14 protein-coding genes and 1 CRISPR repeat array are annotated in these 13,787 nt (G+C 70.4%); of the genes, 5 read left to right on the top strand and 9 right to left on the bottom strand.

Going from position 1 to position 13,787, the window contains the following annotated elements:
- Nucleotides 1–895: 895 nt before the first annotated feature.
- From A3Q37_RS33165 to A3Q37_RS33135, 7 genes are all read right to left on the bottom strand, one after another.
- On the bottom strand, nucleotides 896–1,747 hold the full coding sequence (locus A3Q37_RS33165; protein WP_065490543.1) for a helix-turn-helix transcriptional regulator: 852 nt from the start codon (nucleotides 1,745–1,747) through the stop codon (nucleotides 896–898).
- A gap of 25 nt (nucleotides 1,748–1,772) precedes the next feature.
- Nucleotides 1,773–2,303, bottom strand: coding sequence for a DUF6879 family protein (locus A3Q37_RS33160; protein WP_065490542.1), 531 nt, complete (start codon nucleotides 2,301–2,303; stop codon nucleotides 1,773–1,775).
- Nucleotides 2,272–2,535 (bottom strand): hypothetical protein, encoded by a 264-nt coding sequence (locus A3Q37_RS33155; RefSeq protein WP_065490538.1) that lies wholly within the window; start codon nucleotides 2,533–2,535, stop codon nucleotides 2,272–2,274. The genes A3Q37_RS33160 and A3Q37_RS33155 overlap by 32 nt, the downstream gene beginning before the upstream one ends.
- An 887-nt stretch (nucleotides 2,536–3,422) precedes the next feature.
- A CRISPR array of direct repeats spans nucleotides 3,423–3,939; the repeat unit is 29 nt; unit sequence GTGTTCCCCGCACGCGCGGGGGTGTTCCC.
- A gap of 50 nt (nucleotides 3,940–3,989) precedes the next feature.
- Nucleotides 3,990–5,936: an alkyl/aryl-sulfatase gene (locus tag A3Q37_RS33150; protein ID WP_255312027.1), complete on the bottom strand. Its 1,947-nt coding sequence runs from the start codon at nucleotides 5,934–5,936 to the stop codon at nucleotides 3,990–3,992.
- Between the two features lie 95 nt (nucleotides 5,937–6,031).
- Nucleotides 6,032–6,481, bottom strand: coding sequence for a multidrug efflux SMR transporter (locus A3Q37_RS33145; RefSeq protein ID WP_065490536.1), 450 nt, complete (start codon nucleotides 6,479–6,481; stop codon nucleotides 6,032–6,034).
- Nucleotides 6,482–6,591: 110 nt separating this feature from the next.
- The gene (locus A3Q37_RS33140; RefSeq protein WP_065490534.1) at nucleotides 6,592–6,912 is read right to left on the bottom strand and encodes a multidrug efflux SMR transporter; all 321 of its coding nucleotides are present in this window, start codon (nucleotides 6,910–6,912) and stop codon (nucleotides 6,592–6,594) included.
- A gap of 151 nt (nucleotides 6,913–7,063) precedes the next feature.
- Nucleotides 7,064–7,471: a hypothetical protein gene (locus tag A3Q37_RS33135; RefSeq protein WP_176711564.1), complete on the bottom strand. Its 408-nt coding sequence runs from the start codon at nucleotides 7,469–7,471 to the stop codon at nucleotides 7,064–7,066.
- Between the two features lie 156 nt (nucleotides 7,472–7,627).
- Between A3Q37_RS33135 and A3Q37_RS33130 the strand changes: the two genes are divergently transcribed.
- From A3Q37_RS33130 to A3Q37_RS33120, 3 genes are all read left to right on the top strand, one after another.
- On the top strand, nucleotides 7,628–8,464 hold the full coding sequence (locus A3Q37_RS33130; RefSeq protein WP_065490530.1) for a DUF5753 domain-containing protein: 837 nt from the start codon (nucleotides 7,628–7,630) through the stop codon (nucleotides 8,462–8,464).
- The gene (locus A3Q37_RS33125; RefSeq protein ID WP_065490526.1) at nucleotides 8,461–8,757 is read left to right on the top strand and encodes a DUF397 domain-containing protein; all 297 of its coding nucleotides are present in this window, start codon (nucleotides 8,461–8,463) and stop codon (nucleotides 8,755–8,757) included. The genes A3Q37_RS33130 and A3Q37_RS33125 overlap by 4 nt, the downstream gene beginning before the upstream one ends.
- Nucleotides 8,758–8,903: 146 nt before the next feature.
- Nucleotides 8,904–10,331, top strand: a complete 1,428-nt coding sequence (locus tag A3Q37_RS33120; protein WP_065490524.1) for an FG-GAP-like repeat-containing protein — start codon at nucleotides 8,904–8,906, stop codon at nucleotides 10,329–10,331.
- Between the two features lie 86 nt (nucleotides 10,332–10,417).
- Here the strand turns inward: A3Q37_RS33120 and A3Q37_RS33115 are convergent, their stop codons facing one another.
- Nucleotides 10,418–10,798: a hypothetical protein gene (locus tag A3Q37_RS33115; RefSeq protein ID WP_065490522.1), complete on the bottom strand. Its 381-nt coding sequence runs from the start codon at nucleotides 10,796–10,798 to the stop codon at nucleotides 10,418–10,420.
- 156 nt (nucleotides 10,799–10,954) lie between these two features.
- On the opposite strand from A3Q37_RS33115, the gene A3Q37_RS33110 reads away from it, so the two are divergent.
- A complete protein-coding gene (locus A3Q37_RS33110) occupies nucleotides 10,955–11,959 on the top strand; it encodes a helix-turn-helix transcriptional regulator (protein WP_065490520.1) in 1,005 nt (334 codons plus the stop codon).
- A gap of 128 nt (nucleotides 11,960–12,087) precedes the next feature.
- Here the strand turns inward: A3Q37_RS33110 and A3Q37_RS33105 are convergent, their stop codons facing one another.
- Complete coding sequence (locus A3Q37_RS33105) at nucleotides 12,088–13,587, bottom strand: helix-turn-helix domain-containing protein (RefSeq protein ID WP_079138101.1); 1,500 nt, start codon at nucleotides 13,585–13,587, stop codon at nucleotides 12,088–12,090.
- A 34-nt stretch (nucleotides 13,588–13,621) separates the two neighbouring features.
- Here A3Q37_RS33105 and A3Q37_RS37425 point away from each other — a divergent pair, with 34 nt between their 5' ends.
- The gene (locus A3Q37_RS37425) at nucleotides 13,622–13,765 is read left to right on the top strand and encodes a hypothetical protein (protein WP_176711563.1); all 144 of its coding nucleotides are present in this window, start codon (nucleotides 13,622–13,624) and stop codon (nucleotides 13,763–13,765) included.
- Nucleotides 13,766–13,787 lie beyond the last annotated feature (22 nt).

Here is a 13,787-nt window from a genome sequence, read left to right as displayed (position 1 = left end):
CCCCACCGAAATCGCCGCCGTAAAGGCCCACATGGCCAACCTCCGCACCCTGCTCAAACCCGTCTGACCCCAACCACGCCTGAACAACCCGCCACCGCCAGGCCTACCGCCCCCAGCAAGACCAACACACAGACCCCGACGGGACGAAAGCCACGACTCTCTCCTCCGAGAAACCCGCGCCCCACAGCCGGGCAGAGGGCAGAATCGCCACTGACGAACTCCAACTGCGACCACTACAACTCCAGGGGCAGTATGTCCGTTTCTCAAGAAGTGAGCAAAAACCGCTCCCGGAGCGCATAAAGCCGCAGGTCACGAACTGCGGTCCCCGCACGCGCGGGGGTGTTCCCCAGGCGCGAGGGTTCCGGGGGTCCTGGGTCCAGTGGTCCCCGCACGCGCGGGGGTGTTCCCCTCCGCCAGATGCGGTCCGAGGCCGGTCATCTGTGGTCCCCGCACGCGCGGGGGTGTTCCCGACTTCCGCCAGTACCGTGCGGTGCTCTCCGGGTGGTCCCCGCACGCGCGGGGGTGTTCCCTGCGGGCCCGACCCGCTCTCCCGGTCGGAGGCGTGGTCCCCGCATGCGCGGGGGTGTTCCCTGGTGCTTGGCTGCTGTCGCCTGCTCAAGGGTGTGGTCCCCGCACGCGCGGGGATGTTCCGGACGGCGTCGGCAAGGACGGCCGCTACGGTAGGGACGAGCGGCCCGGCTTGCCCGGACGGGTACGCGCTGCATCCGGTACCCACGGATCCGGGCTTCCTCGTCTGCCGGCGGACGAGGGCTCCGACCGAACCGGAGGGCCCGGCCAGCACACCGAGCCCGCTCGCCGCAGGCCTGGACCGCGACCCGCCGCCAACACCCATGAGCGGGCCCCACGGCGGGGCCCGTTCGTCATGACCATGGAGTCATCCGAGGGAGTCGATGGCCTTCACTATGAGGGCCCGTGCTGCCGCGCCGTACACGGCGGTCTGCCGCAACTCCTCGAAGGCCTTGGCGTACAGGGCGATCTCGCTGGGCTGGGTGATGCGGACCCGGGCCGAGACCAGCTCGACGGAGACCAGCGAGTCGTCGTAGACGTGGAACGTCTCGCGCGGCCACTGCTCGCGGTGCGCGGTCGACGGGATGACGCCGAGCGACACGGCCGGCAGGGCCCCGGCGGTCAGGAGATGCCCGAGCTGGGCGGCCATCGCATCGGCGTCGCCGATCCGGTAGTGGAGCACGGCCTCCTCGATGAGGAGGACGAAGCGGTGGCCCCGCTCGTGGATCACGCGGGAGCGGTCGACACGGGCGCGGGCGGCTTCGGCGCTGTCATCGACGGGCAGGTCGCGGAAGCGGGCGCTCATCGCGAGGATGGCGGCCGCGTACCCCTCGGTCTGGAGCAGGCCGGGGACGAGCGAGGAGGAATAGACACGGAACAGCTCGGTCCGCCGGAAGAAGGCGACCGAGCTGTTCTGTAGCTGCATGAGCCCGTGGCGGACCTGGTGGCGCCACTCCGTGTACATGGACTCGGCGTGGAGCGACTGCGCGACGAGGTCCTCGGTCAGGGTTTCCGCGCCGACGGCCCGACACCAGCGGCGGATGTCGCCGGCGGAGGGGGCGGTGCGGGCGTTCTCGATGCGGGACGTCTTGGCGTGGTGCCAGCCGCACCCGGCCGCCAGCTCGGTGACCGTGAGCCCGGCGCCTTTACGGAGGTCGCGCAGTCGCCCTGCGACGACTTCGCGCGCGGCCTGGGCCGAGGAGGAGGGGGATGTGGTCATGAGCCGGCCTGTCCGGGTGCGGTCGTCAGCGGATCTCGTACTGGTCGTGCGGCACGCCCCGGTCCCACACGGTTTCGAACGCCTCGCCACACAGTTTCACGGCTGACGGATCGGTGGTGTGCTCGGGCCCCTGCGAGGAACCGTCACCGGCGAAGTGGTTCCAGCGAACGAGGCGGTCATCGAGTAGCCAGAAGTCGTTGCCGGGCAGGGCAATGCCGGAGGCGCGGCGGCGGGGCAGCCAACGAACCTGCTCGCCAGCGGCGATGTTCGTGAACGTACCGGAGTGCTCAAAACGGATGTACTCGCTGACGGGCTCGGACACGATTCGGGCCCGGCGGATGACGACGCCGCGGCCCACGGCCCCGGCGACCAGGTCGAGCCAGGGCCGCCACCAGGACGCGCGATCTGCGGGGTCATGGCGGAAGCCATTCCGCCACTCGGCGAACGGACCCTTCTCCTTGTCGACGGCGTAGACGTCCCGCATCTCCAGGTGGACGGCGGAGCGTTCGCATCGAGCCAGCAGGTCAGCGAAGTTGGTCGGCGCGTTCGAGGACATCGCACGCCTCCCTGATCATGTCCACCATCCTTGCGGGGATACGGACGACGGCTTCGGTGTCCGGAATCCCGACGGCGTGCCCGGGGAGTTCGAGGGCAGCACACTCGGCTTCAAGTTCGGGGCTCGGCTTCCACCCCTGAAGGACGAGCTCCTTCTTCTCTTGGTCGACCCACACGGTCGGACTCTCGTCGTCACCGGTCTGCGGGTCGATTCCGATGAACTCTAACGACATGGGCACCTCCGATTGGATGGTGTGCAGTTGTGTGCAACACGGTTAGCTACGAAATGAGTTGAGTCAAGAGGGCGTTGCGGCAGTTACCCCCGGAAGTGGGGTTGTGCGCACAGATCTGCACACAGCTGGTGTGCGTGCGCGGCGAATCTCTACGGTCGGCGATATCTCACCGACTGCGATGGGAGGACTACCCGTGATGACGATCAAGGTGTACGAGGTGACCCGCGAGGGGCTCACTCGGATCCTGCGAGAGGAAGCGGAAGTCGTTCCGCTCGCACGGCCGGAGGCCTCGCATCAGTTCCCCGCCTGCGAGTGCCCCCAGTGCAAGGCACCCGCACGGTGACGACGTGCTACGCCGATGGCGGCGCGCGCCCCTTCCCGGAGAGGGCGACACCGACCCCCACTGCTCCGAGGACGGCGTCACCCTTCCCTGCAACATCCGCGGCCACTGACTGACCGCGCAGCTCTCGACTCTCGCGCGGCGTGGGCTACTTCCCGTCCAGCTCACTGACGAGGTTCCCGAGCGGTACGCCGACCGCGCCTGCGGGGTGGTCCCGCACTGCCCGCGACGACGAGTGGTGGACCACCTACCTGGCCACCGAGAAGGCTGCCCAGACCCGCAGCCCTCGACCCCGCCGAAATCGCCGCCGTCAAAGCCCACATGGCCAACCTCCGCGACCTGCTCAAACCTGTCTGAGCCCCAACCATGCCTGAAACCCGCCCCGACGGGACGAAAGCCACGCCTCTCTTCCGGGGAACCCGCGCCACACAGTCAGCAGAGGGCAGAATCGCCACTGACGAACTCCAACTCCAGGTGCGGTATGTCCGTTTCTCAAGAAGTGAGCAAAAACCACTCCCAGAGCACATAAAGCCGCAGGTCACGAACGGTGTTCCCCGCACGCGCGGGGGTGTTCCCAGCAACCACAGGATGCGCGTGCGCGCGGGGCGGTGTTCCCCGCACGCGCGGGGGTGTTCCCCAACTCCCCGCCGCACGCCGCGCCTCATGCATGTGTTCCCCGCACGCGCGGGGGTGTTCCCACCAGGTAGGGGCCGTCGTCCCAGGGAGCCAGGTGTTCCCCGCACGCGCGGGGGTGTTCCCGTCGCCGTCGGCCGGGACATCACCGCCGCCCTGTGTTCCCCGCACGCGCGGGGGTGTTCCCATGGCCGTCCTGCTTGCGGACGGCGGTCCGGCGTGTTCCCCGCACGCGCGGGGGTGTTCCCATGATCTCCGGGGTGCTGCAGACTGAGCAGCGGTGTTCCCCGCACGCGCGGGGGTGTTCCCTCGTCGACCACGGCCTGGTCGCCGAGGCTGAGGTGTTCCCCGCACGCGCGGGGGTGTTCCCGCCATATGGGCCGGGGGTGCCCACCCTCAACCGTGGTCCCCGCACGCGCGGGGTGGTCCCGCACCCTCCGCGACCTCCTCAAAGCGCCCTGGGGAGGCAGGCAGGGCGCCGTCAGGGCGTGACGATGGCGAAGCCGGGGTCCGGGGTGTCGAGGGCGGACATGAGGATGGTCAGGGCGTCCGGGTTGCCCGTGTGCTCGATGCCGGCGAGGCCCAAGCCGCCCAGCAGGTCCATGAGTTGGGGCTTGGTCAGGGTGAGGGTGAGATCCGCGTTGTCGGTAGAGCCGTCGGTGGAACCGTCGGCTGAGTCTTCGGCTACCCGGTGGTGCACCAGGACCCCGTTGCGCAGGCTCGTCCGGTGCGTCTCGTCCAGGTCGGTGAACCGCCACACCACCGCCAGCGAGTGGTCCCAGGCGCGCGGGCCGTTGACGCGGATGGCGAGGGAGTCGAAGATCTGCTCCACGGAGAGCGCGGCGGCCATGCTGTCGGCGGCGATCGGTACGGGCTTCACGCCGTTGCGCAACTCCTGCGCGCCCATGAGGTAGTTGTTGCGCCAGGTTCCGCATTCGGCGCCGTACCCGAGGCGTTCGAAGGTCTCGGCCAGTAGTTCCTTGGCCCGGCTGTCGCCGGGGGCCGCGAAGGTGGCGTGCTTGAGGAGTTGGGCCGCGAACCGCGGATCGCCGGCGTCCAGGTAGGCGCGGGCCTTGGTCAGTACGGCGCCCAGGCCGCCCATGCAGTCCACGTAGCGGTGGGCGGATTCGGTGGGCGGGTGCTCCCAGAGGGAGGACGGGTGGCCGTCGTACCAGCCCATGTAACGGTGGTAGATCGCCTTCACGTTGTGGCTGACCGAACCGTAGTAGCCACGGGCGTGCCAGGCCCTGGCCAGGCGCGGCGGGAGTTCGATCATCTCCGCGATCTCGATACCGGTGTGCCCCTGGTTGAGCAGCCGCAACGTCTGGTCGTGCAGATAGCCGTAGAGGTCGCGCTGCTCGGACAGGAACGCGGTGAGGCGTTCGGTGCCCCAGGTCGGCCAGTGGTGGGAGGCGAAGAGGACGTCGGAGTCGGCGGCGTACAGATTGATGGACTCGGTGAGGTACCGGGACCAGATCCGGGCGTCGCGCACCAGGGCGCCGCGCAGCGTCTGGATGTTGTGCAGGTTGTGGGTCGCGTTCTCCGCCATGCACAGGGCACGCCGTTCGGGCAGGTGGAAGTTGAGCTCGGAGGGGGCCTCGGTGCCCGGCGTGAGCTGGAAGCGGAACAGGACGCCGTCGAGGCGTTCCTCCTGTCCTGTGCGCGTGACCTCCAGGGTCGGCGGCAGCAGGCTCGGCAGTCCGGTGGAGGCGGCGAAGCCGAGGCCGACGCCGATCAGGCCGCGCGGGTCCGGGTCCAGCTCCCACCCGGTGTGGTACGCGCCCCGGCGGAGCATCGCGGTGCCGGCATAGACGTTCTCGGCGACCGAGTTCTCCATGAAGCCGGCGGGGGCGACGATCGGTACGTCGTCGTCGGGGCCGATCACGCCGAGCGTCCCGCCGAAGTGGTCGATGTGGGAGTGCGTGAACACCACGGCGGTGACCGGCCGTTCGCCCCGGTGGGCCCGGTAGAGGGCGAGGCCTTCGGCCGCGCATTCCTGGGAGACGAGCGGGTCGACGACGATCACGCCGCGCTCGCCCTCGATCAGGGTCATGTTCGAGAGATCAAAGCCTCGGATCTGGTGGACGCCCTCGGTGACCTCGTAGAGGCCGGCGCGGGCGCAGAGCTGCGACTGCCGCCACAGGCTCGGGTCAGCGGTGTCGGGGCAGTCCTCCCGCAGGAACGCCGTGGCGTCGAAGTCCCAGACGACCCGCCCGTCCGCCGCCGTGATCCTCGCGTTCGCGGGTCCGGCCACCAGACCCCGGTCCGCGTCCTCGAAATCGGTCCGGTCGGCGAAGTCGGGGGTGCTGCCGGTTTCCGGGGTGCTGTCGATTTCCGGGGTGCTGTCGGTGTCGGTCGTGCTCACGGCGGGGCCTCCTGGTCGGGACGCGGGCACGCCGACGGGCGCTTGCGTGACCGGTAACGCCATCGTCGGCCGCCCCCGGGGCGCTCGCCTGCCGGGGATGAGCCGATCAGGTGAGCGCCCCGGGGGCGGCCGGGCGGGAGAGGAGCTGTCGTGGCGCGTCAGGCCCGGACCGCGTCCGCCCGGTCCGCGAGACGCCCGGTCGCCTGCGCCGGAGCCACCGCCTCGGCGGCCGGCTTCGTACGGTCCGCGAGCTTCAGCCAGATGACGCCGGCGATGATCACGGCCAGCCAGACGCCCTTCGCCACGGTGAGCGTTTCGTCGAAGAAGAGCGGGCCGAGGACGGCGGCACCGACCGCGCCGATACCTGCCCAGACCGCGTAGCCGATGCTCACGTCGATCGTACGGAGAGCGAGGCTCAGCGCGTAGAGCGTCAGGAGGAAGAAGACCACGGCGACCAGCGACCAGGTCAGGACCGTGAACCCTTCGCTGCCGCCGACGGCGAGGGCGTACCCGATCTCGAAGACCCCGGCGAGCAGGAGCGAGAGCCAGGCGTTGGTGGAGGAGTTCTTGGCGGCGGCGACGGTGGAGTTCTTGGCAGCGTTCGGCATGGGAAATGAGCCTCTCTCGGGGAAGTCGTCGAATTCGTCGAAGTTGTCAGGTGGTGTGCGTGGGATGCGCTGCGCTGCGTTACGTGGCGGGGGCCGCGCCCCCTTACGCATCAGGCGGAACCGCTCAGTTGCAGGCCCACGACCCCGCCGATCACGAGGACGATGCCGATCGCCTTGTGCCAGTTCAGCCGCTGACCGAAGAACAGCGCCCCGAGCACGGTGATGCCGACGCCCGCGACCGACGTCCACAGGGCGTAGCCCACGCCGACGTCGAAGGTCAGCAGCGCCTTGCTGAGGAAGAAGGTCGCGGCGGCACCGCTGGCCAGCGTGATCGACGTCCACTTCCGGTTCTTGAAGCCCTCGGCCTTTCCGGCGGCGATGGCGACCAGGATTTCGAAGGCGACAGCGACGGCGAGGTAGAGCCAGTGCATGGGAGGTCCTTCCACGAAAGGTCATTACTTGCTCGTGCATGCAATTGAGTGTCGGCGCAGATCCGTGTCGGTGCGCCGCCCTCACGTCGCAGACTCTTGCATGTGCAAGTAAAGACTGTCAACCATGACCTCCCACGACCGGCCCGGACGCTCAAGTCAGTAACGCGTACGCCGCGTTGAACAGGATCAACGTGTGCACGAACCGCCCCGCCCGCGTCGGCGGGTACCGCCACATCAGCGGCCACGTGTCGCCCCCGAGCGCCGGTACGGGTACGTAACTGATCCGGCCCGTCGCCGAGTTGAACGGCGTCACCTCACGCGGCCACGGCCGCCCCGCCGTCGACCCGGGCGGCACGAGGAAGTACACCCCGCGCCGGCCGTTCGACTCGGTGACCACGGGCCCCGGTTCACCCCCGACCAACTCCTCCATCAGATCGGCCAGTCGCCGCCCCGCGTCACCGTCCACACGGATCGCGTCGAATTGCACGCCCGCCTTGCGGAGATGGAATCCGTACTCCGGAATCCAGTCCGCCGTCACACCGCCATTAGTTGCGTTCACGGGACGATTGTGACCCCCATCACCTAGCGTTATCCATGCCTGCCGAGGTGCGTCGCAAAGCCGTTGACCTGCGCGAACTTCGCTGTAGCGGCGTTGAGTTCAACGGCATCGAGTAGTGACCGGTTGAGTTCGGTTGAGTCGAAAAGAGATCGCGAAATGGCGAGTGCTGAGAACAAGGAAACCGCGAGCCCGATGGCCCGGATGGTGGCCGAGATGGCCCGGACGCTACGCGTCCAGCGCGGGTGGACGCAGGAGCAGCAAGGCAAGGAAATCGGCTACTCGGCGGCGGCGATCAGCGCCATGGAGACCTGCGCCCAGCCCGCCAGCGACGCCATGCTCGTCGAGCTGCAACGGGTGCACGGCAACGGCTCGCGCATCTTCGAGACGGCACGGCAGTACATGCGGATGGAACGGCTGCCCGAGCAGTTCAAGGATTACGCCCTGTTGGAGGAGGCCGCTGTCAGCCTCCAGCTGTTCGTCACCAACGTCGTCCACGGGCTGTTCCAGACAGAGGCGTACGCGCGGGCCCTGATCGGTGGCGGATACCCGCCGCTTCCCGACGCCCGCGTTGAGGAGCTGGTCCAGCTGCGGATGGCGCGCAAGGCCCTCTTCGACCGCGACCCGCTCCCGATGATCGAGATCATCATCGACGAGGCCGTCCTGCGGCGCGTCATCGGCAGCGAGGAGATCATGCGGGAGCAACTGCTCCATCTCGTGGAGTGCGCCCGCCGACGCAATGTCACGCTGCTCGTGCTGCCCCTGGATGCCGGGAAGTATGGCGAGTACGCGGCCGGTCACGGCCAGATGAGTCTGGTGGAGACCCCGGAGCACGAGCATCTCGTCTACCTCGAAGCCCAGGAGGAGAGCCTCCTCATCAGTGCCCCGGCAAAGGTGAGCACGTACGCCCAGCGCTATGCGAAGATCCGGTCACAGGCCCTGGGTCCTCGTGAATCGCTGGACCTCATCAAGCGGTTGGCAGGAGTGACGGAATGAGCAGCACCCTCCGGTGGTTCAAGTCGAGCTACAGCAACGCCAGCGGCGGCGAGTGCATCGAGGTCGCCTTCGACTGGCGTACGTCCTCCTACAGCAGCGGCAGCGGCGGTGACTGCGTCGAGGTGTCCGCCGCCTGGCGGAAGTCCTCGCACAGCAACGCCAGCGGTGGCGACTGCGTCGAGGTCGCCGCCTGCCCCCACTCCGTCCACGTCCGTGACTCCAAGGTCTCCGACGGGCCGGTTTTCGCCGTCGCGCCCGACGCCTGGTCGGCGTTCCTGACCTGGACCGCGTAGGCGTTTCGCCTGTACAGCACCTGTACAGCGCCCGTACTGCGCCCGTGGAGCACCTGCGTAAAGGGCCCCCGCGTCACGGCGGCGCGAGGGCTCGTGGCTGAATACCCCCATACGTAAGCAACACACAGGTGGGGGGCACCACACACATGACCAGACACACCGCTCGTACGAGACGTTTCGCCGCGCTGGCCGCGACCGCCGCGATGACCGTCGCCGCGACCACGCTGTCCGGGGGGACGGCGGGGGCCACGGCGCTGCCGGTCCCGCACGACATCAACGGGGACGGGTACCGGGACATCGTCCTCCCGGCCCCCGGGGCCACCGTCGCGGGTAAGCCGTACGCCGGGGCGATCGTCGTGCTGTACGGGTCGGCCAAGGGCGTCTCCGCCGCCAAGCGGGCCGTGATCACGCAGAACTCGCCGGGCGTACCGGGGACGGCCGAGGAGGGCGACGCCTTCGGGGCGTCGATCGCCCTCGCGGACCTCGACAAGGACGGGTTCGCCGACATCGTCGTCGGATCGCCGCAGGAGAAGATCGGCTCCAAGCAGTCGGCCGGGGCGGTCACCGTCCTGTGGGGCGGCAAGAAGGGCCCGGTGTCCGGCGTCGCCCTGCCGACACGGGAGGAGAAGCTGGGGCAGGCGGGGCAGGACGTCGCGGCCTGGTCCGGGCCCGACGGGGCGCAGGTCCTCGTCGTGAACCGCAACGACTCCACGCGCCTGATCGGTCCGTTCAAGCGGTCCGGCAAGATCGTGGCCTCGTCCTACCACCACAACGAGACCGGCTTCATGAACGCCGCCGCGTACGGGGACCTGAACGGCGACAAGGCCGCCGACCGCGTCCTCGTCGGCGGCCGCAGCGACGACAAGAGCGGCGGATCCGTCTTCGTCAACTCGACCTGGGAGAAGATCAACCGGCTGCACGGCGGCGACGGCCTCTTCGCGGCGGTCGGGGACGTCAACGGGGACGGTTACGGGGACGTCGTGCTCGGCGACCCCGACGACCCGCGCCCGGACGCGCCCCTCGGCCACCTCGGCGGGGCGGTGCACGTGTGGTTCGGGTCGAAGTCGGGTGTGGCGTACGACAAGGCGCCGATGACCATCCACCAGGACACGGCGGGCGTGCCCGGCGGCGGCGAGCGCGGCGACGCGTTCGGGGCGTCGGTCGCGGTGGCCGACCTGAACAAGGACGGGGCCGCCGAGATCATCATCGGGGCGCCCGGCGAGGCGATCGGCAAGAAGGCGGACGCCGGGGGCGTCGTGGTCATCCCCGGCCGTCGTACGGGTCAACTCGGGGCGGGCTCCTACGCGTTCACGCAGGACACCGCCGGGGTGCCGGGTGCGGTGGAGGCCGGAGACCGGTTCGGCGCGACGGTGAGCGCCGGGGACCTGAACAAGGACGGGCGGCCCGACCTCGTGGTGGGCGCGGCGCAGGAGAACGGCCAGGGCGCGGTGTGGGTCCTGCCCGGCGGCAAGTCCGGTCTGCCTCTCTACACGTCGTCGGCGTCCTACGGGCCGGGCTCGCTCGGGCTGTCCGGTGGTGACTGGATGTACCTGGGTGGCGACCACCGGCATTAGCCGGCCCCTTCGTACAGGAAAGCGGCGCGGGATCTCGTGGAGGTCCCGCGCCGCCTTGTCACCTGGCCGGTGTCACCTGCCCCGTATCACCTGGTCAGCTTGATGGAGTTGATCGGCGTGATGTTGAGGTCGCGGTAGAAGCCGGCCGCGAGGACCCTGTCGCAGTCGGTGCCGTTGCTCCCCTTGCACGGATACGCCTTGGCACCGCCGGTCTGGTTGTTGAAGAGCCGCTTGGTGCCGAACTGGTCGTAGATCTTGTGGGCGTCGTACGAGTAGAACCGGTAGGTCGGATTCCCGTTGTTCCAGCCCGCGCCCGGGTACAGGCAGACGGCCCCGGACGGGCAGCCGTGGATCGTGGCGGCCGCCTCCGCCGCATTGGCCGTTCCGCCCATCGAGATCATGGCGCCGGTGGCGAGCACGGTGGCCGCCATGGCGGTCCTGGTGATGGTCCCCCGAATCAGACGCATGTGCCTTCATCCCCCTTCAGGTCGTTCTGACGTTCGTTCACCCTGGCGTTCGTTCATCGCTCGTTTACGAGCTGCTTCGATGATGGGGAGACCCGTGCAAACGGGTCGAAAGGTTTTCGGCACACAGAAAACGGATGCGTTCGTTTCGGGGGATTCATGGCACTCCGTATCCATTTCACGGCAGACGACCTGGCACGCATCACGGTCACTCCCCGTCCTGACCCCATGTGGGAGTTGGTCAACAGCCTGCACACCCTCCAGGCCCGGCAGACCGCCTCCGAGTACGTACCCTGGCTGCGGCACGTACGGAAGCGGCTGGCCAGGAGCGACCTCAGGGGCCCGATCCGGCTGCTCACGACGCTGGTCCCGCCCCGGGGGGACTTCCCGGACTTCCTCACCCCGCCCCACCTGGGCGGGATGGAGGCCGCCCGCGACCTCATCCGCGCCACCCCGGCGGCTCGCCTGCGTTCCGAGATCGCCTCGTGCGCCCGGCACCGGAAGCCGCCGTCCACGTGGCTGCGGCGGCTCGCGGAGGGCGAGCGTGGGGCCCGGCAGGAGCTGGACGGCGCGGTCCTCACGTACTTCCGTGAACTCCTGGCCCCGCAGCTGCACTTGATCGACGACGTGGTGCACGCGGACCGCGCCCTGCACAGCCGGGACGTGCTGGCGGGCGGGGCCGAGCGGCTACTGAGCACGCTGTCGCCGTCGATCCGCTGGGAGGCGCCGACGCTGGTCGCCGACTACCCGCGGGACGGGGACCTCCACCTGGGCGGCCGGGGCATCTCGCTGGTCCCGTCCTTCTTCTGCACGGGGCGTCCCGTCACCCTCATCGACCCCGACCTCCCACCCGTACTCGTCTACCCCGCGAGCCGCCGCCCCGGATCCGCGGATCCGCTGGACGGCCTGCCCGAACTGCTGGGGCGGACCCGGGCCATGGCGCTGTGCGCGCTGGCCTCCCCGTGCGCGACGGGCGAACTGGCGCGGCGGATCGGGGTGTCGGTCGGGACGGCGAGCAAGCACGCGTCGGTGCTGCGCACCACGAAGCTCATCACCAGTACGCGCAGGGGCGGCGAGGTGGTGCACGCCCTGACCCCGCTCGGGCGCGAACTGGCGCAGGGGCGGAGGGGCGGGTCGTGGTGCTGCGGCCCGGACCCCGCGTAGGCCGTGCCTGGGCCCCGCCCAGGCCGCTCCTAGGCCGCTCGTGGGCCCCACTCAGGCCCCGCCGCCCAGGCCGCTCCTGGACCCCTGCGCCCCCAGGCTCGCCCCTAGGCCCCTAGGCCCCTAGGCCCCTAGGCCGCTGCCGCCAGGTCCCGGGACCTCAGCGCCAGCCACAGGTCGTAACGGGCGCTCGGGGGCCGTAGCAGCGAGCGCTGGAGCACCGTTTCGAGGCGGGTGAGGCGTTTGCGGGTGCCGGGTACGGAGATGCCCAGCTCGGCGGCGGCCGGGCCGAGGCGGCCCTCGCACCGCAACCAGGTGCGCAGGGTCTCCTCCGCGCCGAGAACGGGGGCCAGTTGCTGGTCGGCCCAGTCGCGTACGGCGGGGCGGCACAGGATCGCGTCGAGGCCGCCCGCCGCCATTGACGTACCGGGGGCGTACGGGACCGGCGGGGCCGACGACGGGACCTCGGGGGTGCACGCCGGGGCGGGGGTGGCGCGGACGCGCAAGGCCAGGTCCAGAGCGGCCTGGTCGGCCAGCCGGTGCAGGTCGAGGCCGAGGAGGTCGCCGATGAGCCGCAGCCGGGCGGCGAGGGTGTTGCGGTGGACCTTGAGGTGGTCGGTCGCGTGCGACGAGAAGGCCAGCCAGGAGGCGGCCGTGGCCAGCAGCTCCTGGCTGCCGGGGTCCTGCGCGCGGCGCGGAACGTGGGTCAGGAGCGGGTTCAACAGCTCGTCGGCCCATCGGCGGCCGGCCGGTCCGACGACGAGCGCGGGGTCCGGCGAGACGCCGAACCGGGCGTGCCGGGTGGGCAGTTCGCGGGCGACGGCCAGGGCGTGGAAGGCCTGGCGGTAGCCGGTCGCGGTATCGGCCAGCGGCACGGGCTCGCTGACGCCCACCACGCAGTCGCCCACCCGGGCGGCGACGGTCTCGTCCGTGGGGGCGGCCCCCGGCTCCGGCGGCTTCTCCTCCGCGTCCTCCGCGGGCATGACGAGGATGAGGTGGCGGGCGTAGACGGGGCACCGCACGATCCAGGAACGGCCGCCGTCCGCGTCCACGCAGACCCGGGCCACCTCGTCGCGCCCGTCGCCGGAGCACTCCACGACGCAGACCCGCACCGGATCGGGGAGGCGGGGGCGCAGGGCACCGGCGACCTGCTGGGCGATGGAGAGCTGACCGGTCATCAGCAGATGCAGCACCGCCTCACGGCCCCGGGACTCGGCGAGGTCCACCCGGCGGCGCTTGCGCTCCAGCGTCTCGGCCTGGAGGCACAGGGAGAGCGGCAGGACGACGTCCGCCAGCAGCATGGAGAGCCCGGCGGCCACCGGCCGGGGCGTGACGACGGCGAGCACGGGGCCAGCGGGGTCGCCGACGCCCGGAGAGAAGACGGTGAGCGGGAAGAGCAGGGCGGTGTGCGCACCGGTGTCCACGGAGTACGCCTGCACCCCGCGCTCGGTGAGGGCGCTCGCGCCCTCGGCGACGAGCCCCGCGACATCGGGGACCATCGCCCCCGCCGTACGGGCCGCGGCGTGCAGCACCGTCCCGTCCGGCTCGACGAGCCCGGCCCACCCCTCGGCCCGCCCGGCCAGCCAGCGCAGCAGCCCGGCCGTTCCGCCCGTGCGGGCCAGCCGGTGCATCCGCAGAAGGTCGTCCGCACGCTCCCGTACTCGCATGAGTCCCCCGTTCCCCGCCCTGTTTCCCGCCCCGTCCGGCCTGTCCGGCCTGTCCGCCCTGGCCGCACTGTCCTCCCTGCCCTTCCTGTCCTCCCTGTCCTTCCTGGACACGGCCGTGTCGGCGGTGACCCGGCCATTCTGACTGTGCGGACCGATACCCCGGT

It is taken from the genome of Streptomyces sp. PTY087I2, assembly GCF_001687325.1.
Lineage (GTDB): Bacteria > Actinomycetota > Actinomycetes > Streptomycetales > Streptomycetaceae > Streptomyces.
The sequence above is the reverse complement of the archived record's forward strand: the minus strand, read 5'-3'. Positions and strand labels throughout refer to the sequence as shown.